Genomic DNA, 21,198 nt, shown 5'->3' on the forward strand with positions numbered 1-21,198 from the left:
GAACTCGACAAACAACAGACATGACGTGACCATGGTCGTCGCCGACTTGGACGGCACGTTGCTGCATGACGGAAAGACCTTCGAAGACCGTTTCCTGACGCAACGTTCCATCGACAGCATCAACCGCATGCATGACGCAGGTATCAAATTCGTGGTGGAGACGGCCCGACCGGTCAGTACCGGCTATTCATTCATCCAGAAGCTCCCCGTCGATGCCGTGGCCTATCTCAACGGGGCCCTGCTTGATTTCGATCCGTCAGCCTCCGATTACGATATGCTCACATCACCGAGACTTCCGGATGATGGGCACCTGCAAAAAATCGGCTTCTCCTCAAAACGTGCCTGCGAAGTCTGCAAGTATCTACTGGACGAGTTGCCCGGCATGGAGGTGGGCATCGTCATGGATGATGTCAGGTACACGAATTTCGATGTCACGAAATATTGGAAGACACAGACTTGGCGCTATACCGATTTCAACGATGTGCCGGAAGGTACCGCCGACAAGCTGATCCTGTTCCCGAACAAGGAACAATGGAATCAAGTAGGCAAAATCATTCCCGACGATTTCGACGTGCACATCTCCGAGGGTTCATTATGGATGCTGATGAATCCTCAGGCCAATAAGGAACGGGCTCTGGGTATTTTCGCCGACCATATGTCCACTTCATTAGAGAAGACCGTTTCGTTCGGTGACGATTTGGTGGATATCGCCATGTTGCGTGAATCCGGCAGGGGAGTGGCTGTGGCCAACGCCAATCCCGATGTGCTGAAAATAGCCGACGACATATGTCCCACGAACAACGATGACGGTGTGGCTCAATGGATTGAGCACAATCTTCTTTGATGCATATTACGCAATTGAACTTCCTGCTTGGCGATGTGATTTATATTCGACCATGAATTGAACTTCCCGCGTTTTATGGTGGCGCATCATGCTATTCTTTGAACTGGTGTTTGACGAAATTGAACCGAAAGGATAGGCATGACGGAATCATTCTCAATCAGATTGAACAATGCCATGGCATTGCGCGAACTCAAGCAGATTGATTTTGTACGCGCCGCAGAAAAGTTCAATATCAAGCTCGGCAAAAGCCATATGAGCCAGTACGTCAGTGGAAAGACCGTTCCCCGTGCGGATATCGCGCATTTCCTTGCCGCATATCTGCATGTCAATGAGGATTGGCTGATGGGCGCGGACGTTCCCATGGAGGAACACATCGCCAATCTGCCAGAGCCTTCCGACGTGGACTTCCAAAGTGATGATGCAACGACCGAGCAATCGACAGAAGGAAAAAAGACCATGCGCACCTTTACCAAATCCCACAAGCTTGACAATGTTCTCTATGATGTTCGTGGACCGGTCGCCGACGAAGCCGCGCGCATGGAGGCTGCCGGAACCCATATCCTGAAGCTCAATATCGGCAATCCGGCGCCGTTCGGATTCCGCACGCCAGACGAGGTTGTCTACGACATGTCGCAGCAGTTGCCCGACACCGAAGGCTACTCGCCGTCGAAAGGTCTGTTTTCCGCACGCAAGGCCATCATGCAGTATGCGCAGCTGAAGAACATCCCCAACGTGTCCATCGATGACATCTACACCGGCAACGGTGTCAGCGAACTCATCAATCTGTCCTTGTCCGCATTGCTGGACAATGGCGACGAGGTGCTTGTCCCTTCTCCGGACTATCCACTGTGGACCGCATGTGTGAACCTGGCTGGCGGCACCGCCGTACATTACATCTGTGACGAGGACTCCGAATGGTATCCGGACATTGACGACATGCGTTCCAAGATCACCAACAAGACCAAGGCGATTGTCATCATCAATCCGAACAATCCGACCGGAGCCCTGTATCCGAAAGAAGTGCTTCAGCAAATCGTCGACCTCGCACGCGAACATCAGCTCATGATTTTCTCCGATGAGATCTACGATCGCTTGGTCATGGATGGTTTGGAGCACGTATCCATCTCGTCCCTTGCTCCCGACCTGTTCTGTGTGACGTTCTCCGGATTGTCTAAATCCCACATGATCGCGGGTTGGCGTGTCGGCTGGATGGTGCTGAGTGGCAACAAGCGGCTCGCCAAAGATTACATCGAGGGTCTGAACATGCTGGCCAACATGCGCATGTGCTCGAATGTGCCCGCGCAATCAGTCGTGCAGACCGCATTGGGTGGACATCAAAGCGTCAAGGATTATCTGGTTCCCGGCGGACGCATCTACGATCAGCGCGAACTGGTGTACAACATGCTCAACGACATCCCGGGAATCACCGCAGTCAAGCCGAAGGCCGCGTTCTACATCTTCCCGAAGATCGATGTGAAAAAGTTCAATATCCATTCTGACGAGCAGTTCGCGTTGGATCTGCTACATGACAAGCATATTCTCATCAGCCATGGCGGTGCGTTCAACTGGCACGAACCCGATCATTTCCGCGTGGTGTATCTGCCTCGCATCAGCATGCTGAAGGAAACGATCGGCGAAATCGGCGACTTTTTCAGCACATACTGGCAGGCGTGATTTTCGGATTGCTTCGATTCCCTGCTGAAGGCCGCGATCGTAATATCGCGGCCTTTTTCTTTCCCCTATGGAATTTCCATAGATACAAAAAGGGTTCCCATTCGATAGGAATGGGAACCCTTTGATCTATCCGTTTAACGGAGCTGTATCAGCGAATGATTCAGCCGTTGACGCGGTCGATGCCAGCCTGGACGTCGGCAAGGACGGTATCCCAGGACTTGATGAAGGCGGCAACGCCGTCAGCTTCCAGCTTGTCGGTGACATCCTTGATGTTGATGCCCAGCTCGGCCAGCTTGTTCATGATGGCGTGGGACTCTTCGTAGGTGCCCTTGATGGACGGAGCGCCGTTGCCGTGATCGGCGAGAGCGTTCAGGGTCTTCTCCGGCATGGTGTTGACAACGAACGGAGCAACCAGCTCGTCGACGTACTTGCAGTCGGAGTAAGCGGCGTTCTTGGTGCCAGTGGAGGCCCACAGCGGACGCTGCTTCTTGGCGCCCTTGGCCTCGAGCTCGGCCCAGCGCGGATCGTTGGCGAACTTGTTCTCGAACAGTTCGTAAGCGAGGCGAGCGTTGGCGACGGCGGCCTTGCCTTCGAGGGCCTTGGCCTCATCGGAGCCGTTGGCTTCCAGCAGCTTGTCCACGGCGGTGTCCACGCGGGAGACGAAGAAGGAAGCGACAGAGCCGATGTGCTTCAGGTCGTGGCCGTTGGCGGCAGCCTGGGCGATGCCCTCGATGTAAGCGTCGATGACCTGCTCGTAGCGTTCCAGGGAGAAGATCAGGGTGACGTTCACGGAGATGCCCTTGGCCAGGGTGGCGGTGATCGCCGGCAGGCCTTCGAGGGTTGCCGGAATCTTGATCATGGCGTTCGGACGGTTCACCTTTGCCCAGAGTTCCTCAGCCTGCTTCTCAGTGGCCTCGGTCTCGTGAGCCAGACGCGGATCCACCTCGATGGAGACGCGGCCGTCAACGAAGTCGGACTTCTCAGCGACCTCGCGGAAGATGTCAGTGGCGTTGCGGACATCAGTGGTGGTGAGCTCGCGCACTGCGGTCTCGACATCGACCTTGCCCAGTTCCTTCAGCTGCGGATCGTACGGGCCGACCTCGTGCAGAGCCTTCTGGAAGATGGACGGGTTGGTGGTCACGCCGACAACGTTCTTGTTGGCGATGAGATCCTGCAGAGAGCCGGACTCGATACGGGAGCGGGACAGATCGTCCAGCCAAATCGAGACACCGGAATCAGAGGTGCGCTGAGTTGCTTCAGTCATTATTTTTCTCCTTGATACCTTTTTGGATCAAATCTTTGTTTATCAGTGAAAGGGGAGAGGCGTACATGTCCGCGCCTCTCCCCGTGACATCACTTAGCGGCTTCGGCTTCGGCGATGGAGGCCTTGGCAGCTTCCACGACGTGCTCGGCGGTGATGCCCAGATCAATCATGTTCTGAGCGCCATCACCCTGCAGGCCGAACTGCTCGATGGACACGGGCTTGCCGTAGGAGCCGAGGTACTTGTACCACGGCATGGCAACGCCAGCCTCGACGGAGACGCGGGCCTTGACGGCGGCCGGAAGCACAGCCTCCTTGTACTCCGCGTCCTGCTCCTCGAACCATTCGAGGCACGGTGCGGACACGACGCGGGCCTTGACACCTTCGCCAGCCAAGGTCTTGGCCGCGGCCACGGCCCACTGGACTTCGGAACCGGTAGCCATGATGATGACATCCGGAGTGCCCTCGGTGTCGACGAGCACATAGGCGCCCTTGCGCACGCCGTCCTTGGCCTTCTCGGCGGTCTCGGCGAGCACCGGGACGCCCTGACGGGTCAGGACCATAGCGGTCGGCAGGGTGTTCTTCTTCTCGAAGAAGTAGCGATAGGCCTCAGCGGTCTCGTAGGCATCGGCCGGACGAGCGACCTCAAGCTGCGGGATGGCGCGGAAGGAAGCCAGATGCTCAACCGGCTGGTGGGTCGGGCCATCCTCGCCGACGGCGACGGAGTCGTGGGACCACACATACAGGTTCGGGATCTGCATGAGGGCGGCCAGACGCACGGCGGAACGCTCGTAGTCGGAGAACATGAAGAAGGTGCCGCCGTACGGACGGGTGTGGGAGCCCAGCAGGATACCGTTGGTGATGGTGCCCATGGTGAACTCGCGCACGCCGAAGTGCAGCTGACGGCCGTACGGGCTGCAGACCGGCCACTGCTTGGTGGCGCACTTCGCCGGAGCGAAGGTAGCGGCACCCTTGAGGTCGGTCTTGTTGGAACCACCGAGGTCGGCGGAGCCGCCCCAGAGTTCCGGCATGACAGCGGCGATGGCGTTCAGGGTGGAGCCGGAGGCGCCACGGGTGGCGACATTCTTGCCGACTTCGAAGGTGGCCTCAAGGTCATCGATGGCCTTGTCGAAGCCTTCCGGCAGCTCGCCGGCCTTGATGCGGTCGTACAGGGCGGCCTTGTCCGGGTTGGCCTTGCGCCATGCGTTGTACTTCTCGTCCCATTCCTTGTGGGCTTCCAGACCGCGCTCGGCGACCTTGCGGGCGTGGGCCAGAGCCTCTTCGTCCACATGGAAGGTCTCTTCCGGATCGTAGCCGAGGAGCTTCTTGAGGCCTGCGACGGCCTCGGCGCCCAGCTTGGAGCCGTGAGCGGACGGATCGTTGGTCTTGCCCGGGGTCGGCCAAGCGATCAGGGTGTCGACCTTGATCAGCTTCGGCTGGTTCGGGGCGGCCTTCTGAGCCTTGGCGATAGTGTCAGCCAGGCCCTCGACGTCCTCCTTGTAGGAGCCGTCGGGCTGGATGAAGCTGAACTCGTCGGTGTACCAGCCATAGGCCTGGAAACGCTTGAGCACGTCCTCGGCCAGCACCAGGTTGGTGTCGCCTTCGATCTGGATGCGGTTGGCATCGAAGATCACGGTCAGGTTGCCGAGCTCCTGGTTGGCGGCGAGGGAAGCAGCCTCACCGGAGATACCTTCCTCGATATCGCCTTCACCGCAGATGACCCAGATCTTGTGGTCGAACGGGGACTCGCCTGCCGGAGCCTCCGGATCAAGCAGGCCACGCTGGAAGCGCTGGCCGTACGCGAAGCCGATGGCGGAGGCAAAGCCCTGGCCCAGCGGACCGGTGGTCATTTCGATGCCCGGAGTCAGGCCGTATTCCGGATGGCCCGGCGTACGGGTGTCAGCGCCGCCACGGAAGTTCTTCAGATCGTCCAGGGTCAGGCCGTAGCCGGAGAAGTACAGCTGGACGTACTGGGTGAGGGAGGCGTGACCGCCAGAAAGGATGAAGCGATCGCGGCCTTCCCAGTTGGGATCATTCGGATCGTGCTTGATGAAATGCTGATACAGGGTATAGGCGATAGGCGCCAGGGAGACGGGGGAACCCGGGTGGCCGTGTCCCGCACGCTCAACCGCGTCGGCCGACAGGACCTTGGCCATCTTGATGGCGCGTTCGTCCAGCTCGGTCTCCTTGAATTCGGTCATGGATTACTTTCCTTCCAATTGGTCGGGCCGCGTATCCGGCTTGTGCCGAGCGCATGACGCCCTCACATTGCGATTCCCATAGTAGCGACGTGAGGTGACGTTGCGGTGGAATTTTGGCGTGTTTTGGTAGTTTGTGTTCTGTTAACGCTCACAATTAACATTCGAATTCACAGGGGATGTTCGACTGGTGCGCACTACCCGACGCCAATCGCCGCAAGGCATGTCTTCGCAAGGAAACGCTACTCCGAAAGCGAACCGATTAGCACTCCGTAAGATCTCTGCGGCCAGGTTCGATAAAACGCTCCATGGAACAGAACAGACACGTTCAAGACTGACGCCCATGCCCGTGACCGTCAAAAGCACACTTGCTACCTTCTGGTCACAGACATGGCGCTCTCAATATATAAAGCATGTTCTGGTCTAGACCGGAGGTAAGTGCGTCAGGACCGTCACACTCATGTTTGATTCAGGGAGGACAATGAGATTAACCCGTCATACGTGGAATCATGAAAGGGCATGCAAATGTCAAGTCCGCTTTATCCCATAATCAAGAGCAGGTTTTCAAAGGCGTTCGGACGAGAGAAAGGGCTGACGGTCATCGAGGCGCCGACCGGTAGCGGCAAGACCTATACGACTGCGGAAACCATAGCCGAACAGATGAAGCTCAATCATGGGAAAGAACGCCACATCTTCATCTATCTGACGCCATCGAAAGTGAACAGAGATGAGTTCTTCGAGAAAATCACTTGCCATCTGCCGGATTATGAGGAAATCAGACGTAGGGTCATTTCTGTTGAGGGCACGCTTGACGCGGTCTCAAACGCCATCTCCCTAGTAGATCAGGGCAAGCTGGAAATTCCGCCCTCCATCAAAAACGACGTGTTGTACAGAAGGCTCAGAAGATTTCTGTTGAACTGGCAGAAAAGCGATGACAAAGCGGCCGATGAGCAGACGGGTCAGAAGTACGAAAAGGAATTCCGCCAATGGGTCAAGAAAAGCATCAAGAATGAGGCGTGGGAACTAAACGAAGGAAACAAGGAATCCGGACGAATCGACGCCCGCCAATATGTGAAAGGAAAAGGACAGGAGGAATGGGGGTGGATCGAGAAGTTCTGGCCCATGAGTCGTTCCCGTTCGGATTACGATGTGCTCATCATGACTCCGCAGAAATTCCTCTCTCCTGTGGATACCATCTTCGACGGAGTCTTGGATCTTACAGGCGACTCATTTCTTGAGAACGTGAGTGGAATCGTCATAGACGAATCGGATTACGTGAACGACGTGATGCTGGACAGTCTGTGTAAGGCCGCGGCGGATCAGGACTATGATCCGCTGGTTCTGCTGCATGTCATACACGAGCTGATGGGCGGCGCTAAGACCGCGGAGGAATGGTTCTCACCAAGATTCCTGCGCTTCGCCGAATACGGAAACGGATGGCAGAGCGTCTCCAGAAACCTGGACGAGATCATGGGCCAAATCCGGGACGTCTATGAAAAATACCATCTTGGCTGCAACCTCGTCATGGACGAAGACAGCGGGACGCGTCTGGGCAAAGGATTCATGTTCACATTCGAATCGGTCAATCTATGCGGAAGAAAAGCCTATGTCGTTTACGATGAAAAGTACGGGCAGAACGTCCTCAAGATTCCCGAACCGAAGCAGAACGAGAAAGAGGAAGGCGTCCGGCTCGACCGCATCATTCGTGAATGCCAAGTCGTCCTCCACCGGCTGGGCGCCTTCCTCGGCTATGCGGCGAAAGCCTATGAGAACGGCAAAAACTCATTGACGAATAGTTCTGCGGGAGAGACCGACGGCATGGGGAGCACGTCAGGTGAAAGGCTCGTGGATAGCGTCTCCGCCGTCGAAACGACCCTCAACGACCTCCATATCGGGGAATATAAGACGATTCGTCAAATGGCATCCACAGCCAGAAAGAACGGGTACGCGAACGGCAATTCGGTTAGAAAATACGGCTACAGGATGGGAGATATGAGTGTTTATTCGTGCGGCGTGTCTCTGGCCAGGGTGCTGCAGCACGCGTCACACGATTCCTATGTGGAAGTCAGACTGTCGGAATTGAAGGAGACGCCGGCGGACATACTATGCCGTTGCGCCGAAAGAACCAACGTCATACTGGTGTCCGCCACCGCGGGCGTCGATTCGGTGAAGAATTTCCCCGTCGACAAGAAGGGATACATACGAGCCCGGCTCGGAAGGGGTTTCATGGACGAAGACGAGTCCGAGCATTCCAGCATCATGAGGACCGCCGATGAGGCGAACGACCTGTTGAGGAAACAGTACCGGATCAACGTGTCCAAGATTCCCGGCATCGACATGGCCACTGCGATGACGATGGAACCGGACGTGTTTTGGGGCAGCATATTCAGCAAGACGGAGAACATCCTCGCGGCCTGCAGCTGGGATAGGAGACTCAAAGAAGACACCAACGGCGTGTACAGGAAAGTCCGTATACGGAACCGTCTCGACGCCTTCAAGACCTTCCTCAAATCGGATGGCAGCGCCGGATTGATGTTCGTCGCGTCCCTCAACCGCGTTGAGATCGAAGCGACCATATCCCTGATGGAAAGACTCGCCAAGGAGCTCAAGCCGGAAGACAGGGACTATTGGAAATGCGCGCGAAGTCTGAGAGCCGGCTCGTGGAACGACGTTTTTCCGCAGGTGCAGAAGGACTCCGCCCGGAAGCCAGTGTTCATCATCACGGCCTATCAGACCGCCGGACAAGGCAAGGACATCCTGCTGCCACATAACGGCCATATGGACGAGTATGCCCACATATCCGGAGGTGACGAGAATCACAGGGACATCGATTTCACCTATCTGGAAAAGCCCACTCACATCCTGACCATAAACGATTCGGTGTGCGCCGATACGGAACAGCAGCTCAAATCCATCGTCGAGGTGCGCGAGCTGATGGAAAGAGGCGAAATCTCACGCGGCGAATACTTCTACTGCATGAACCTGCTCGTCGATCCGGCATACGCGCGGAGCAATCCGGACGGCGATGAGATGGAAAACACGAATTTCTTCGCATACAACAGACTACCCAGCTCCATGGCGTGGACGTCCAGAATCGTCTATCAGGCAATCGGCCGAACCACCCGGTCGGCATGGAGAAGACGGAACATCACCATCGTCCTTGACCCGGAAATGGTCAAGACCGCCGACGCGTCAGCTTTCGATGACACTCCGCTCACCTATGAGGCCCAGGAAATCTTCAACACCATGCATTGGGATGCACCGGAGCCGTCAACCACGATGGACAAGAGGATGGCGCGGAAGATCGCGGTTCGGTCCAGCAATGTAGGAGCCTACCTTCAGAAGATTGCTTCAACCTCCGGATGGAACGACGACGCCGTCATAAGCAATTGGAGGGAGATGCGGGAACAAGCGATGCGGGATCCGACAATCAGCCGTCAGAAACTGTTCGGTCTTGGAATGCTGAATCTCTCCATGGGAATGTACGCGCCAGTGCCCTCCGGCACACAGACCATCTACTACCGCACAGGCAAGGCGGAGGACTACCGGAAGGCGACCGAAGTGTCATTCAAACCGTTCCCGGACCCCATACGGGCGGAGAACCGCGACAGGAAGATACAGTCGATGATCTCCGAGGCAAACTCCAAACTGCCGACCCTCATGCTCAATCCGACGGTCTCGGAATATTTCGACCGTCATGGATACGCCAAACATTGGAACGAGAACAACGAGTTCTGGATGGTCCCGTCCGCGTACAACAACATCTACAAAGGAGCCCTCGGAGAAGCGGCCGGCACTGCCATCGTCGAAAAACTCTATGGAAAACTCGACACTCTGGATGATTGTCCGGAAGCCTTCGAAAAATTCGACGCCTATCTTCCTCCCACCTCCGGCCGGAACTCCGGAGTGATGTTCGACTTCAAACACTGGTCCGGCTACGACAAGACCGGCCGTCAGGCGGATGACTACATCGAATGGATAACGGAAAAACTCGCCATAGTCGACAAAGTGAAACCGACCGTCCTTGCGGTCATCGTCAACAGCCTGTTCACAGGACGAGGCGAGCCGCATCTCTACGATTCGCGGATACTGACCATACCCGGTCTGATCCAGCCGGACGGACACCTGCACGAACGGAACATCAGAATATTGTGCGATGCAATCGACAATCTGGACTAGGAGCATTGAATTGGAACAGAGGAACATCATCAACACATCCAAGGTGCGTCTCCATCTGAATGGAACCGAAGCCGACAAGAAATACGACCTATGGGAGCTGTGCAGGAAGAGGACAGCCGATCCAAGGAAAAGATACGTGTCCTGCGAGGAAATGTTCGAGGTCTTCCGCGGAAAGGCATGTATCAGAGGAATGATTCGCGGCTACCGTGCCGCATACGTCGCGACCGAACATGGACGCGCAAAAGAGGAAAACCTGCAGGAGCCTGAGAATACGACCATCCGGCGGGTCGGATGGAGCGACCTGGACGAGTGCGATGCCCTGCGGATGCTGTTCTCCTGTCTCGCCGACCGTTCGGACGAGACGGAATGCGATGAATGGACCCATTTCAATCTGGATGGCGCGTTACGGCAGATCGTCGAGATCAAGGATAAAAGCAATGCCGTCGTCACATTGGAGCATTCCATCACACGTGAAGGTGACGCCCTTGTCTGGAACGCGGATGTGAAGACGTTCACCCAAGTTTCCTATCTGAGGGACCGCGATTTCAGCAAGAGCAAGCCAAAGGAGACCTATCCTCGTTTCATGCTGCACGAGGGGAAGATCATATGGGCGCATCAAAAGGACAAACGCGTCAACCACGATAACTCATACCTGCTCAGAGTACGGAAGGGAAACCGTAAACGCAACATGGTGGACGCCCTCGCCTTCGATGCCCGAGAAACCAAGGAAGGGAAACTCATGGCCTTGCGGGACATACTACGACTATTCGATCTCTGCTACGGGAAATTCGCACGGCTCGAATGGCTTGGCGTGCCGCAAAAAGATTCCATCCCGATCAACGTCATAGGCAAAAGCCTCCGCAAGGCGAACGGGAAGATAACGGTGGACGGTCTGGAAGATTGCGGGCAGGCGGTCGATGAGGTCCGGCAAGCCTTGCACGACGCGGGCGTGGAGACCAACGGCAGTCGGCAGGGGAGAATCATGATTCTTCATGAAGCGGATTATTACCGGTACGCGAACCGTGATCAGGACACGAATACGGTTGAAGACCCGTATCAGATGCTTGACAGAAGCATCCCCACCCAATGCATCAGCGTCGAAATGTGGAACAGGGCAAAAGCTCGGAAAAGCGATTCCATGAGGAAAGCCCTCGTGGCATCGGCCCTCAATGAGCTGAGAATCAAACAAGAAGTAGTGACGGGAACCACCGATGATTCCAGTGTGCGCGGATACTGCTTCGCCGTCCCATGCAAGACCGACGAGAGTCAGGAAACAAAAGGAATAGACGAACCTGAACCGTACCTATATCTGAAAATCGGACTCAACGGCAGATTCGAATTCCACAAGGACACCAGCCAACCCTCCCAGCCCTCATTCGAAATGGGAGATTTCATGATAGAGACGCGGGAGGCCGTCGATTCCGCCGGTGAAATGTATGGGGCCAGAACCCGAAAGAGAGTCGAATGCGTGGTACGGAATCCTGATGGAAACGTGGCCGCCATCACAAGAACCAGCATGCATGCGATGCCCACGAATCTAAACAGGCTGATAAAGGAAATCGACACGATTCGAAGCGAGGCAGGACGTCCACGATCCGAAAAAACCGCCCATCCAAGAAGCAAGGAATTCGCGGGGAAGAACTACCCGAGTCTTCTCGGAATAAACATCGGCGAAGACGATGATGGAACAACCCTATATTCAGTCGGATACCAGAACACCAATCTGAACAAAAGAATGCCCAGAATGGTTCCAATCCGCAGAATAATCCAGGTCGAGGGCGAAAACTTCGACGACCAAATCATCGACATGTGCAATGTGGATTGGGTGAGAAGCACTTATTTGCCGAGCGTCCTTCCATGGCCGGTCAAATATCTCAGAGAAATGGATAGAAACGGAATAAAACAGTTTTAACGGCAACATGGATAAGGGCTCATTCATAGTTCTCTGGCCAAGCGATTGGGGTGATTTTCGAGCAGTGGCCGTGTCTCGAACTTTCCTTGAAAGCCCAGTTCATGTTCCACCTGATCTCGATTTCAATATCTATCTCGTGGAAGAAGTAATCTATGGCCGTGACCCACCGCGGGTTTCCTGCAGTCGGCATGGATGATATTCTCCACGATTGGAGGTTTACCGAGTCAAAAACGATTCGTCTGTGGCTCTTCCCCCCGGCTGGAAAGATTCCGCCCACTACCGGCGGATGGCGTCCTGCATCATATTGCCTTTTTCATGACATCCCTCCTCTGATGCGTATGCGTTCCAACCCCGTATCAATATTGGCCGGAAATGAGATTTCATACGTCTCCAGACATGAATGCGGGCGAGCCGGCACAGCCTCACAAAGTGAGTGTATTGCCTTGCTTCTTCGTTATGCCAGAAACGAACCAATTAGCACTCGGGCGCCCGGAGTGCTACTACTACAGTAGAAGAAATATTCGTCGTTTCCAGCACGTCCAAAAGCCACATAAGAGAAAGAATGTGCCGACGGATGTTTCGAATGCCTGTATATAAGGAGGTGCGCATGACACAGTCAAGACGCATGCTGGTGCTGCGTGCCGTGGTGGAGGACTACATACGATCCCAGGAGCCGGTGGGATCCACCACATTGACCCGGGACCATGATCTCGGCGTCAGCTCCGCCACCATACGCAATGACATGGCGGCATTGGAGGACGAGGGGTACCTCATCCAACCCCACACATCCGCCGGCAGAATTCCGACCGAAAAAGGCTATCGTTATTTCGTCGATCGATTGGCGACCGTCGTTCCGCTGTCTGAAGCACAGCGTCGCGGCATCAACAGTTTCCTGTCGGGATCCGTCAATCTGCAGGACACATTGCAGAGGGCTGCCCGACTGCTGGCGCAGATCACAGGCCAGGTCGCCGTCGTAGCCGCCCCTTCGCTGTCGAAATCGACATTGCGACACATCGAAATCGTACCCGTATCCATCAATACGTTGCTTGCCGTGGTGATTACCGACACCGGCCGTGTCGCGCAGCATATCCTCAACGTCGCGGAATTACCAGATTCCGCGACCCTCACGCATCTGACCAACGAAATCAACAATCAATGCGCAGGCGCTTCTTTGACACGTACCGCCGATTACGCGCGACAAATGGGAACGCGCAAGGAGTACCATCCGATCAACGCGCTTGTGGAAGCTCTCGCGCGGGCTTTCGATGGCATGGCCGATGACGAGAGGGCCGGAGAGCTGTATATGGCCGGCACTTCACGGCTCGCTCATCAACGCACCGTGGCCGATCTAGCGCCGCTGTTCGACGCGCTGGAGGAGCAGGTCGTGCTTATGAAGCTCATGAGCTCCCTGAGCGAGACCACCCAATCCGACGGGGTCGGAGTGGCAATCGGCTCCGAAACGCATACCCCTGGTCTATTGCACGCCTCCGTGGTGACCAGCGGCTATGGTCATACATCCGCGTCGAACACCGATGACGCGGGGAGCGGATCGAACGTATCCGGGCAATCATCCGGGAGCGGAACCGATCAGGATTCGGACAAGGACACGCCACCAGCAGGGGAGCCGGTCGCATTCGTCGGGTCAATCGGTCCGACGCATATGGATTATGCGGCCACCATGGCCGCCGTGCGCGCGGTCGCCAGATATCTGACGGACTTCCTTGCGCACGACGAAGGCCAATCGGCCGACTGACCCCGCCTTATGGCACAATGACACGCAGAACCAACAGGGAGAAAGAACAATCGTGACGGACTATTACGAAGTGCTGGGCGTCGACCGCTCCGCAAGCGAGGACGAAATCAAAAAGGCATATCGAAAGATGAGCCGCAAATACCACCCCGATATCGCCGGTCCGGAATTCGAAGACAAATTTAAGGAAGTCAACAACGCATACGAAGTGCTGTCCGACCCCAAGAAGCGCCAGATGTTCGACGCGGGCATCGATCCGAATGACCCGAACGCCAGTGCCGCTGGCGGTGGGTTCAACGGTGGATTCGCCGATATGGGGGATATCTTCAACATGTTCACCGGCGGCGCGTTTGGCGGCGCCGCAGGCGGTGGCCCGACTCCGCGCACACAACAGGGACGCGACGCACTGGCCACAGCCACCATCGACCTGAAAACCGCCGTGTTCGGAGACACGACGCACGTCAAGATCAACACTTTTGGATTATGTCAGGATTGTGCCGGCACCGGATGCCAGAAAGGCACCCAGCCGACCCAATGTCCCGACTGCCACGGACAGGGGTATGCGCAGCGCGTGGTACGCACCATGCTTGGTCAGATGATGACCACCGCGCCTTGCGAACGGTGCGAAGGGCACGGGACCATCATCGAGAAGCCCTGCCCATCCTGCATGGGCCATGGTCGCATCCGCGTCACCCGCAATGTCGGCGTGGCCGTGCCGGCGGGCGTGGCCAACAACACCAGACTGCGTCTCGCCAATCAGGGTGAAGTCGGCGAAAACGGCGGAGTAGCGGGCGATTTGTACGTCGACATCCGCATCAAACCGGATGACACGTTTACCCGCGATGGCGACGACCTGCATTGCTGGATCAGAATACCTATGAGCTGGGCCGTTCTGGGGCATGAAATCGAAATCGATACCTTCGATGGAAAGCAGACACTGGATGTACCCGCAGGCAGCCAACCAGACGATACTGTGACATTAAAGGACCTTGGTGTCACCCATCTTGATGATAAGAACGAGCGTGGCGACTTGGTGGCACATATCATGGTGGAGATTCCGAAAAAGTTGTCGGATGACGAACGCGACCTGATCAAGCGATTCGGCGAATTGCACGATGCGGACGCACAGCATGTGTCCGTGAATTCCCGTCCGGCCTCTGGAACAAAGAAAGGATTCTTCTCTAAGCTGAAAGATGCGTTGCGCTAATCGCATCAGTTATGACACCGCCATGGTGAGATGAAAGCCGGTGCTCCAAGGAGATTTGCCTTGGAACACCGGCTTTCCCATAGTTGCGAGGTGAATCTCACCTGCTATTTGAGCAGCGACCTGCACATGGCACGGTACTGGCTCACATAACCGCCGCCAAAGAACACGCAATGACCGGCAATGGGGTAGAGCTGCCACAACGTGATGCGATCCCGCCATCCAGCCTTGAGCGGATGCACGGATTGATAGCCTTCGAGAATGTCCGTCAGATACGACATGCCGAACAGGTCGAGCATGGCAAGATCCTCCTCACGGTGTCCACCGTGCGCGGCCGGATCGATAAGGACAGCTTCAACATTGCCGGAATCCGCGGTCCACATGACATTGCCGCTCCAAAGATCACCATGCACTCGTGCCGGCTTGTCATTGGCCGCTTTGCCGAGGATGTCAGGCAACGCATCGATGACAGCTTCCGTCAGCTCCATATCGTAATCGGTCAGCTCTCGACGTTTTATGCCCAGGCGAACCATCGGACGGAGCCTGCCGTCGGCCAAATAGGTGGCGACATCGTCCCAATCGCCGGTATCCATCGGCACCGGATCCTGCAACGGACCGAAATAGCAGGTGCCTTCATACCCGTCCGGAGCGGATCCGAAATGGTCGGCGCCGGCATCATGCATGCGGGCAAGAGCCGCACCGAAATCACGGGCGGACTGAATGGTCGGTCCGCAGGCGTTGACGCGTTCAATGTCGAGATAGTCATTACCCCAGTCGTACACGTCAACCACGCGCGGACCACCTTGGGGATGCGCCGCACCAAGCCATTGAAGACCACGGCCTTCGCATTCGAAGAACCCTTTCGGGCTGAACGCCCTGCTTTTACGGTATTTGCCCATGATGACGAGACTTCCTTCCATACCGGGAAACAACGAATCTGGCTCCATTGTGTGTATGGTTTGGGACAACCAGGCCGGACGCTTTCAAAAACTAGACCCCACTCGCTACTCTTGGTCACGGAAAACAGACGAAACCTATTTCCTACGATTAAAAAGAGGGTTCATGAATTTCTTCCAAGCGATTTTCCTTGGCCTGGTCCAGGCGCTGACTGAATACCTGCCGGTGTCCTCCAGCGCGCATATCCGCATCATCGGCGATTTGATGTTGGGTTCCGATCCGGGCGCCGCATTCACCGCCATCATCCAAATCGGCACTGAGCTTGCCGTGATCCTGTACTTCCGCCATGATATCATCCGTATTCTCGGCGCATGGTTCGGCTCCCTGTTCGGCAAGGAAGGCAAGGACTTCAAAAGCCGTATGGGCGCTCATAACCGTGATACGCAGATGGGTTGGTTCATCATCATCGGCACGCTGCCGATTCTGATTGCAGGCCTGCTGTTCAAGGATGCCATCGAAAGCACATTGCGCAATCTGTGGATCACCGTCACCGTGTTGATTATCTTCGGTATTCTACTGTGGGTGGTCGATGCTCGGGCCAAGCAGATCAAGACCATGGAGGAGATGACCTGGAAGGATGCGCTGATCTTCGGCATCGGCCAGATGCTGGCGTTGATTCCTGGCGTTTCCCGTTCCGGTGGCACCATCACCTTCGGCCGCGCAATGGGCTATACCCGTGAGGCCGCGGTGCGTGTAAGCTTCCTGATGGCCATTCCTGCCGTGTTTGGCGCAGGTATTCTTGAAGCCATCTCCGCCGTCAAGGATGTGGCAGCCGGCGATGCAGGTATGTTCCCTGGTTGGGGAGCCACCATCGCGGCGACCATCGTGGCGTTCGTGGTCGGTTATGTGGTGATTATCGGCTTCCTGAAGTTCGTGTCCACGTTCTCCTATAAGGCGTTCGCCATTTATCGCATCGCGTTGGCCATTGTTGTAGCACTGTTGCTGATCTGCGGCGTGCTGTCTCCAATGGAGGCCACCGCAGCAGCGTGACGTAGGTTCGACAGCCGCCTTATCTGAAAAAATCCCGGCCGTATGATGACGACCGGGATTTTTTGTATTCGGATAAATTCGTAGTCAGGTCAGACGCCATCGCGTAGAAAGGATTCCGCCTCACGAATCAGTTCCTCGCATGCTGGCATGCCATTCGAGGCGATTCGCTTCGCCCGCGCGTCTAAATCGTAATCACGCTCCAAGTGTGCGAGATAGTCGCCGGTATGCGCGCTCTTTACCAGCTCGTCAGCCTGCGCACGCCATTGCGCGGCTTTCCTAATCAAATCGCCTTCGGCAAGAGGGCAACCGATTGTCAGGGACAGGGCGCGCAGAAGTTCCAGTGTGCCTTGCATACATTCGGCATTGGCGCAGTAGTGCGGCACGGACACCCACATGGATGTCGTGGGGAAACCGGCTTCGGCGGCAAAGGCATCGAGAATGTTGGGAATGCCGACCGGACCGTTGTATTCCCTGTCGGATTCACATTCGCAACCGCTTTTGGAGATGTCCAGCGGCAACGGCCTTGTATGAGGGCATTCGTCGAACATGGCTCCAAGCGTGATGACACCGCTGATGTCATAATCCTTGGCGATGTTCAGCGTCTGCGTGCAGTATTCCTTCCAACGGTAATTGGGTTCCGGTGCGATTTGGACAAGCAGATGCAGCACGGGGGAGACCGCGATGTCATAGAACGTGGTCTTAGGCCAGATGATACGTTTGCGGCCCTGCACGGAGCAGATCATGGGACGTGCCACCTGATAGTCGTAGAAGCCTTCGTTGTCTATGTGACGCACTTCCTGCGATTCATACCGCGACACCAGATGTCGGATGACGTTCGTTGCCGCCTGGCTTGCATCGTTCCACCCTTCGAACGCGGCGACCAGCAGGGTCCTCGGCGTTGCATTCTCCTCACACATGTCTTCAATGTATACCGGAAACGGGTGGCGTACCACATGCTTCAGCCATTGGTGAATGCCATTATGAAAAGCGCGACACGCTGACTTGCAAAATACGTAGATACGGTTATAGTAAATACTCGTGCTCAGGCAGTGAAAAGCCTAAGACATGCGGACATAGCTTAGTTGGTAAAGCGCAACCTTGCCAAGGTTGAGACCGCGGGTCCGAGTCCCGTTGTCCGCTCTAGGTTCCGATTGATTATCGACCTTCATGGTGGGTTAGCCAAGCGGTTAGGCAGCGGCCTGCAAAGCCGTATAGACGAGTTCGACTCTCGTACCCACCTCTCTTCATGCGGGATTTCGGTTCCACATGATATGACAACCCGGGCGGTTGGCGCAGAGGTAGCGCACTTCCCTGACACGGAAGGGGTCACAAGTTCGAATCTTGTATCGCCCACTGGAGCAATGCTCCATATAAATCAATACTGGGTGATTGGCGCAGCGGCTAGCGCACTTCCTTCACACGGAAGGGGTCATAGGTTCGATTCCTATATCACCCACAGTTATGTGTCCCGGTTCTGCCGGGTTTTTGTTTATCTGATGTTCTTTTTTGCATAATAGCGTCGTCCGCAATGATGTCCTCAAAAGTTTTTTTTGACTATGATCCCTATGTTTTGGCAATCGCAATACAAGAAAACCCGATAAAAATGCAAAGAAACAGATAAGCGGAACACGACTTTTACTAAATGCATTTATAAAATGGGTGTCGCAAACAGAAAGCAGATAAGGCGCAAGGCACGCCACAGCATATCAGTAAGAAAAGGAAATTCCATGAATAAGAACAAGCTCTTCTCCGCAATCGTCCGTGGCTTCGAAATGAGCGGCATCAGCGCTCTCTCTTCGGTCGCCGGATCCGCTTCAGTCAATGACGCCCTGCAGGAAATCATCGAGACGCGTCGCTGAATCATAGAGGTTTTCAACAGATTCCTCCTTGGCAATCGCCCGGAACGTTCCCAGATTCGACGTTTCGGGCGATTTCCTTTTATATCGCCCTCCAAGTGGGCTACAATGGCGTAACGTGAACGAGGAAGCATTGAATCTGAACCAACCAGTCAAGGACATGGGTCCCAACGAACTGCGGGCGTATGCCAAACTGGGGCAGAAGCAGCATGACGAGGCGAACCATGAGCTCGAACGACGATGGCGCAGCTATGACGACATGCTGCCGAAAGACGATTTCGTATCCTTCATCGACAAGAAGTGACGGCACATACCGCTCACCGTGTATGATTCGTGACCATGCCGGTCTCAATACCGGCCATTTGCAAAGGCAAAGAGTAGAATGGCGACTATGACTGATCCGATTCCAAGCGCAGGCGAAACGACCATCATCGGTCTTCCTGCAATCACTGTACCGGTTACCTCCACCGGAGACCGTCCTCTAACCAAAGAGGATCTTGACACCATCATGCGTCTTGACGATGGCACGGCCCTGCTCATCTCCACGAGGGGAGCGGTGTCCGGTTCGCGTTATCTCCTCGATGAAGACGAGATTACCGTGGGTCGTGATCCAAGTTCCGACATCCTGCTGGACGATTCCACCGTCTCCCGCACGCATGCTGTTTTCCGCCGTGTCAACGGCAACTATTCCGTCATCGACGCGGGTAGCCTGAACGGCACCTATGTGAACCGGCAGCGCGTGAACAGCCAGGAGCTGAAGAATGGCGATGAGATTATTCTGGGCAAGTTCCGGCTCGTCTATTTCACCAATAAGGCCATCATCGCCTGATGAAGTCATGCATATGCCCGTCAAACCGTGATGGGGGTATGCCATTCGTTTTATAATCGCCCGTGTCCTCGGCAAGAGTTGGAGCACGGGCGATTCTCATTTCTGACATGAATTACATGTACGTTGGCGGTCGCTTGCCGTCAACGAATCACATGCGCTTGATACGATGTTATCCGGAAATGTTTGGATAACATGCAGGGGGAGCGGCACATGCTTGATATTCTGCCGGCATTGCTGTGGATAATAGCTGCCGTCATCGCAGTGAACATATGTTCGATTACTGCGATTCGAGGAAAGCTTTTCTCAAAAGAGCATCGCAATGTATATCCGGTACGTTGGTCGATCGTCGCATTGCATTTCACATCATTGATTTTCGGCGCGTTGCCATACCCGATATATGAGATGTTCAAAACCGGTTTCTCCGGTAGATTCCGGCGTTTCTATGAGCATGTCGGCTGGCTGTCGGCAGTGTTGATGATTATGTTGATCGCAGCCGAACTGGTATTCATGTATCTGCAGGCACGTAACGGAATGCATGGGGAAATGGAGCGCAAACTCAATCAGGCGACGGGAGAATAAGACCGTCGAAGATCGACACGCTAGATACCGATTCACACCTTTCGCAAGCATGACATATGGAAAGAAGAGAGGAAGAGGGTTTGTCGATTTCTCCTTTCTGACATAACGTACATTATCGGCGTTTTCGCCTGAGCTCGTCAAAGAGGGGTATACGTACGATGAGGTGCGTGCCCTCGCTAAGGAGTACTACAAGGCCACAAAAGGCTGCCGCGCGCTGATCTGGTCGCGTGGATTGCGCGACATGGCCGGACTCGGCCAGGAGTTGACCGACGAGGAACTCGCAGCCCAGGATTTCGCCAACGGTGACGCATACCGCTTGACAATCTTCGATTATGGTGCTCATGTCCAGCGCCGTGAATGGCTGATGCCGCTCATGTTCGCGCTCATGGACGCCACGCACGGCAATCTGCCTGTTCTCATGGATTTCCTCGAATGGCATCGGGTGCCCTTCAAGGTCTTCGACCGCAGCGACTGCGGCGATACACCCCCGAAGAAAAAGAACGGGGGTGATTTGCGACAACATTAGCGTATATACGCCGTATATATTCCATCGATATTTCGTATATGAGTGAGGTTTAGAATGTTCCAGGTAGATACGTTGCGCGCCCTGCGTGAGGTGCGCGTGTGCTATGGCGATGACGCCCGGGTTACGGCGGGGTCGCTGCTTGAGATGAAATGGTGGATTGATCGCGCCGAGTTGTTCACGCGTCCTGATGTGGCGGCGATGCTGCATGGTGATTGGCGTCGGCACGGTTGCGCCTGGTTCCGCGCGGGTGATCTGTGCGACTGGTTCGATTCCAAGAAGAGGGGTGAGTGAGAATGTCGATAGTCTCCACTGCTCCCCTGGTGTTTCCGCGTTTCGATGATTTCATTGATGCGGTGCGTTCCGGTTCGTGTGGGGATGCTTCTTTTGGCCGCTGGTCGATGGTCGATACCGGCAGCTTCTGGATTCGTCCCATGTCGGA

Annotated in this window: 17 protein-coding genes and 4 tRNA genes; 17 read left to right on the forward strand and 4 right to left on the reverse strand. The window is 55.5% G+C overall.

Features of this window, described 5'->3' with window-relative positions:
• Positions 1 to 31: 31 nt before the first annotated feature.
• Both ACR0P8_RS05800 and ACR0P8_RS05805 read left to right on the forward strand, forming a co-directional pair.
• Positions 32 to 844: an HAD family hydrolase gene (locus ACR0P8_RS05800; RefSeq protein ID WP_432624230.1), complete on the forward strand. Its 813-nt coding sequence runs from the start codon at positions 32 to 34 to the stop codon at positions 842 to 844.
• Positions 845 to 982: 138 nt separating this feature from the next.
• Positions 983 to 2,518, forward strand: coding sequence for an aminotransferase class I/II-fold pyridoxal phosphate-dependent enzyme (locus tag ACR0P8_RS05805; protein ID WP_432624217.1), 1,536 nt, complete (start codon positions 983 to 985; stop codon positions 2,516 to 2,518).
• Between the two features lie 160 nt (positions 2,519 to 2,678).
• Here ACR0P8_RS05805 and tal read toward each other — a convergent pair whose 3' ends face one another.
• Entirely contained in the window at positions 2,679 to 3,782 is a 1,104-nt protein-coding gene (gene tal / locus ACR0P8_RS05810) for a transaldolase (RefSeq protein ID WP_204442211.1), read from the reverse strand.
• An 89-nt stretch (positions 3,783 to 3,871) separates the two neighbouring features.
• Positions 3,872 to 5,980 carry a transketolase gene (gene tkt / locus ACR0P8_RS05815; protein ID WP_432624218.1) on the reverse strand — a complete coding sequence of 703 codons (2,109 nt, stop codon included), beginning with the start codon at positions 5,978 to 5,980 and terminating at the stop codon, positions 3,872 to 3,874.
• 522 nt (positions 5,981 to 6,502) lie between these two features.
• On the opposite strand from tkt, the gene ACR0P8_RS05820 reads away from it, so the two are divergent.
• From ACR0P8_RS05820 to dnaJ, 4 genes are all read left to right on the forward strand, one after another.
• Positions 6,503 to 10,156, forward strand: coding sequence for a hypothetical protein (locus ACR0P8_RS05820; RefSeq protein WP_432624219.1), 3,654 nt, complete (start codon positions 6,503 to 6,505; stop codon positions 10,154 to 10,156).
• A 502-nt stretch (positions 10,157 to 10,658) separates the two neighbouring features.
• Entirely contained in the window at positions 10,659 to 12,068 is a 1,410-nt protein-coding gene (locus ACR0P8_RS05825; RefSeq protein WP_432624220.1) for a hypothetical protein, read from the forward strand.
• 607 nt (positions 12,069 to 12,675) lie between these two features.
• On the forward strand, positions 12,676 to 13,821 hold the full coding sequence (gene hrcA, locus ACR0P8_RS05830; RefSeq protein ID WP_432624221.1) for a heat-inducible transcriptional repressor HrcA: 1,146 nt from the start codon (positions 12,676 to 12,678) through the stop codon (positions 13,819 to 13,821).
• Between the two features lie 52 nt (positions 13,822 to 13,873).
• Complete coding sequence (gene dnaJ, locus ACR0P8_RS05835) at positions 13,874 to 15,025, forward strand: molecular chaperone DnaJ (RefSeq protein ID WP_432624222.1); 1,152 nt, start codon at positions 13,874 to 13,876, stop codon at positions 15,023 to 15,025.
• 104 nt (positions 15,026 to 15,129) lie between these two features.
• Here the strand turns inward: dnaJ and ACR0P8_RS05840 are convergent, their stop codons facing one another.
• Positions 15,130 to 15,921, reverse strand: coding sequence for a fructosamine kinase family protein (locus tag ACR0P8_RS05840; protein WP_432624223.1), 792 nt, complete (start codon positions 15,919 to 15,921; stop codon positions 15,130 to 15,132).
• A 163-nt stretch (positions 15,922 to 16,084) separates the two neighbouring features.
• Here ACR0P8_RS05840 and ACR0P8_RS05845 point away from each other — a divergent pair, with 163 nt between their 5' ends.
• Positions 16,085 to 16,969, forward strand: coding sequence for an undecaprenyl-diphosphate phosphatase (locus tag ACR0P8_RS05845; RefSeq protein WP_432624224.1), 885 nt, complete (start codon positions 16,085 to 16,087; stop codon positions 16,967 to 16,969).
• An 89-nt stretch (positions 16,970 to 17,058) separates the two neighbouring features.
• Here ACR0P8_RS05845 and ACR0P8_RS05850 read toward each other — a convergent pair whose 3' ends face one another.
• Positions 17,059 to 17,886, reverse strand: a complete 828-nt coding sequence (locus ACR0P8_RS05850) for a PAC2 family protein (protein WP_432624225.1) — start codon at positions 17,884 to 17,886, stop codon at positions 17,059 to 17,061.
• A gap of 150 nt (positions 17,887 to 18,036) precedes the next feature.
• Here ACR0P8_RS05850 and ACR0P8_RS05855 point away from each other — a divergent pair.
• The 10 genes from ACR0P8_RS05855 to ACR0P8_RS05900 all read left to right on the forward strand — a co-directional run bounded on the left by ACR0P8_RS05855 (position 18,037) and on the right by ACR0P8_RS05900 (position 21,050).
• Positions 18,037 to 18,109, forward strand: a tRNA-Gly gene (locus ACR0P8_RS05855).
• A 29-nt stretch (positions 18,110 to 18,138) separates the two neighbouring features.
• Positions 18,139 to 18,209: transfer RNA gene (locus ACR0P8_RS05860), tRNA-Cys, on the forward strand.
• A gap of 41 nt (positions 18,210 to 18,250) precedes the next feature.
• Positions 18,251 to 18,322: transfer RNA gene (locus ACR0P8_RS05865), tRNA-Val, on the forward strand.
• 30 nt (positions 18,323 to 18,352) lie between these two features.
• Positions 18,353 to 18,425: transfer RNA gene (locus ACR0P8_RS05870), tRNA-Val, on the forward strand.
• 271 nt (positions 18,426 to 18,696) lie between these two features.
• Positions 18,697 to 18,828: a hypothetical protein gene (locus ACR0P8_RS05875; RefSeq protein ID WP_275051104.1), complete on the forward strand. Its 132-nt coding sequence runs from the start codon at positions 18,697 to 18,699 to the stop codon at positions 18,826 to 18,828.
• A 115-nt stretch (positions 18,829 to 18,943) separates the two neighbouring features.
• On the forward strand, positions 18,944 to 19,129 hold the full coding sequence (locus ACR0P8_RS05880; protein WP_432624226.1) for a hypothetical protein: 186 nt from the start codon (positions 18,944 to 18,946) through the stop codon (positions 19,127 to 19,129).
• Between the two features lie 87 nt (positions 19,130 to 19,216).
• The gene (locus ACR0P8_RS05885) at positions 19,217 to 19,654 is read left to right on the forward strand and encodes an FHA domain-containing protein (RefSeq protein WP_432624231.1); all 438 of its coding nucleotides are present in this window, start codon (positions 19,217 to 19,219) and stop codon (positions 19,652 to 19,654) included.
• A gap of 210 nt (positions 19,655 to 19,864) precedes the next feature.
• Positions 19,865 to 20,233: a hypothetical protein gene (locus ACR0P8_RS05890; RefSeq protein WP_432624227.1), complete on the forward strand. Its 369-nt coding sequence runs from the start codon at positions 19,865 to 19,867 to the stop codon at positions 20,231 to 20,233.
• A gap of 241 nt (positions 20,234 to 20,474) precedes the next feature.
• Positions 20,475 to 20,759, forward strand: a complete 285-nt coding sequence (locus tag ACR0P8_RS05895) for a hypothetical protein (RefSeq protein ID WP_432624228.1) — start codon at positions 20,475 to 20,477, stop codon at positions 20,757 to 20,759.
• A gap of 54 nt (positions 20,760 to 20,813) precedes the next feature.
• Positions 20,814 to 21,050, forward strand: a complete 237-nt coding sequence (locus ACR0P8_RS05900; protein ID WP_432624229.1) for a hypothetical protein — start codon at positions 20,814 to 20,816, stop codon at positions 21,048 to 21,050.
• Positions 21,051 to 21,198: the final 148 nt, after the last annotated feature.

Origin of the sequence: Bifidobacterium sp., assembly GCF_050874245.1 — a bacterium.
Taxonomy (GTDB): domain Bacteria; phylum Actinomycetota; class Actinomycetes; order Actinomycetales; family Bifidobacteriaceae; genus Bifidobacterium.

What these genes read in the sequence shown, in the direction of transcription:
- ACR0P8_RS05800 (WP_432624230.1), top strand. Translation starts at nt 32, where the DNA reads ATGGTCGTCGCCGACTTGGACGGCACGTTGCTGCATGACGGAAAGACC.
- ACR0P8_RS05805 (WP_432624217.1), top strand. Translation starts at nt 983, where the DNA reads ATGACGGAATCATTCTCAATCAGATTGAACAATGCCATGGCATTGCGC.
- tal (WP_204442211.1), bottom strand. Translation starts at nt 3,782, where the DNA reads ATGACTGAAGCAACTCAGCGCACCTCTGATTCCGGTGTCTCGATTTGG.
- tkt (WP_432624218.1), bottom strand. Translation starts at nt 5,980, where the DNA reads ATGACCGAATTCAAGGAGACCGAGCTGGACGAACGCGCCATCAAGATG.
- ACR0P8_RS05820 (WP_432624219.1), top strand. Translation starts at nt 6,503, where the DNA reads ATGTCAAGTCCGCTTTATCCCATAATCAAGAGCAGGTTTTCAAAGGCG.
- hrcA (WP_432624221.1), top strand. Translation starts at nt 12,676, where the DNA reads ATGACACAGTCAAGACGCATGCTGGTGCTGCGTGCCGTGGTGGAGGAC.
- ACR0P8_RS05840 (WP_432624223.1), bottom strand. Translation starts at nt 15,921, where the DNA reads ATGGGCAAATACCGTAAAAGCAGGGCGTTCAGCCCGAAAGGGTTCTTC.
- ACR0P8_RS05845 (WP_432624224.1), top strand. Translation starts at nt 16,085, where the DNA reads ATGAATTTCTTCCAAGCGATTTTCCTTGGCCTGGTCCAGGCGCTGACT.
- ACR0P8_RS05850 (WP_432624225.1), bottom strand. Translation starts at nt 17,886, where the DNA reads ATGTGTGAGGAGAATGCAACGCCGAGGACCCTGCTGGTCGCCGCGTTC.
- ACR0P8_RS05875 (WP_275051104.1), top strand. Translation starts at nt 18,697, where the DNA reads ATGAATAAGAACAAGCTCTTCTCCGCAATCGTCCGTGGCTTCGAAATG.
- ACR0P8_RS05885 (WP_432624231.1), top strand. Translation starts at nt 19,217, where the DNA reads ATGACTGATCCGATTCCAAGCGCAGGCGAAACGACCATCATCGGTCTT.
- ACR0P8_RS05890 (WP_432624227.1), top strand. Translation starts at nt 19,865, where the DNA reads ATGCTTGATATTCTGCCGGCATTGCTGTGGATAATAGCTGCCGTCATC.
- ACR0P8_RS05895 (WP_432624228.1), top strand. Translation starts at nt 20,475, where the DNA reads ATGGCCGGACTCGGCCAGGAGTTGACCGACGAGGAACTCGCAGCCCAG.
- ACR0P8_RS05900 (WP_432624229.1), top strand. Translation starts at nt 20,814, where the DNA reads ATGTTCCAGGTAGATACGTTGCGCGCCCTGCGTGAGGTGCGCGTGTGC.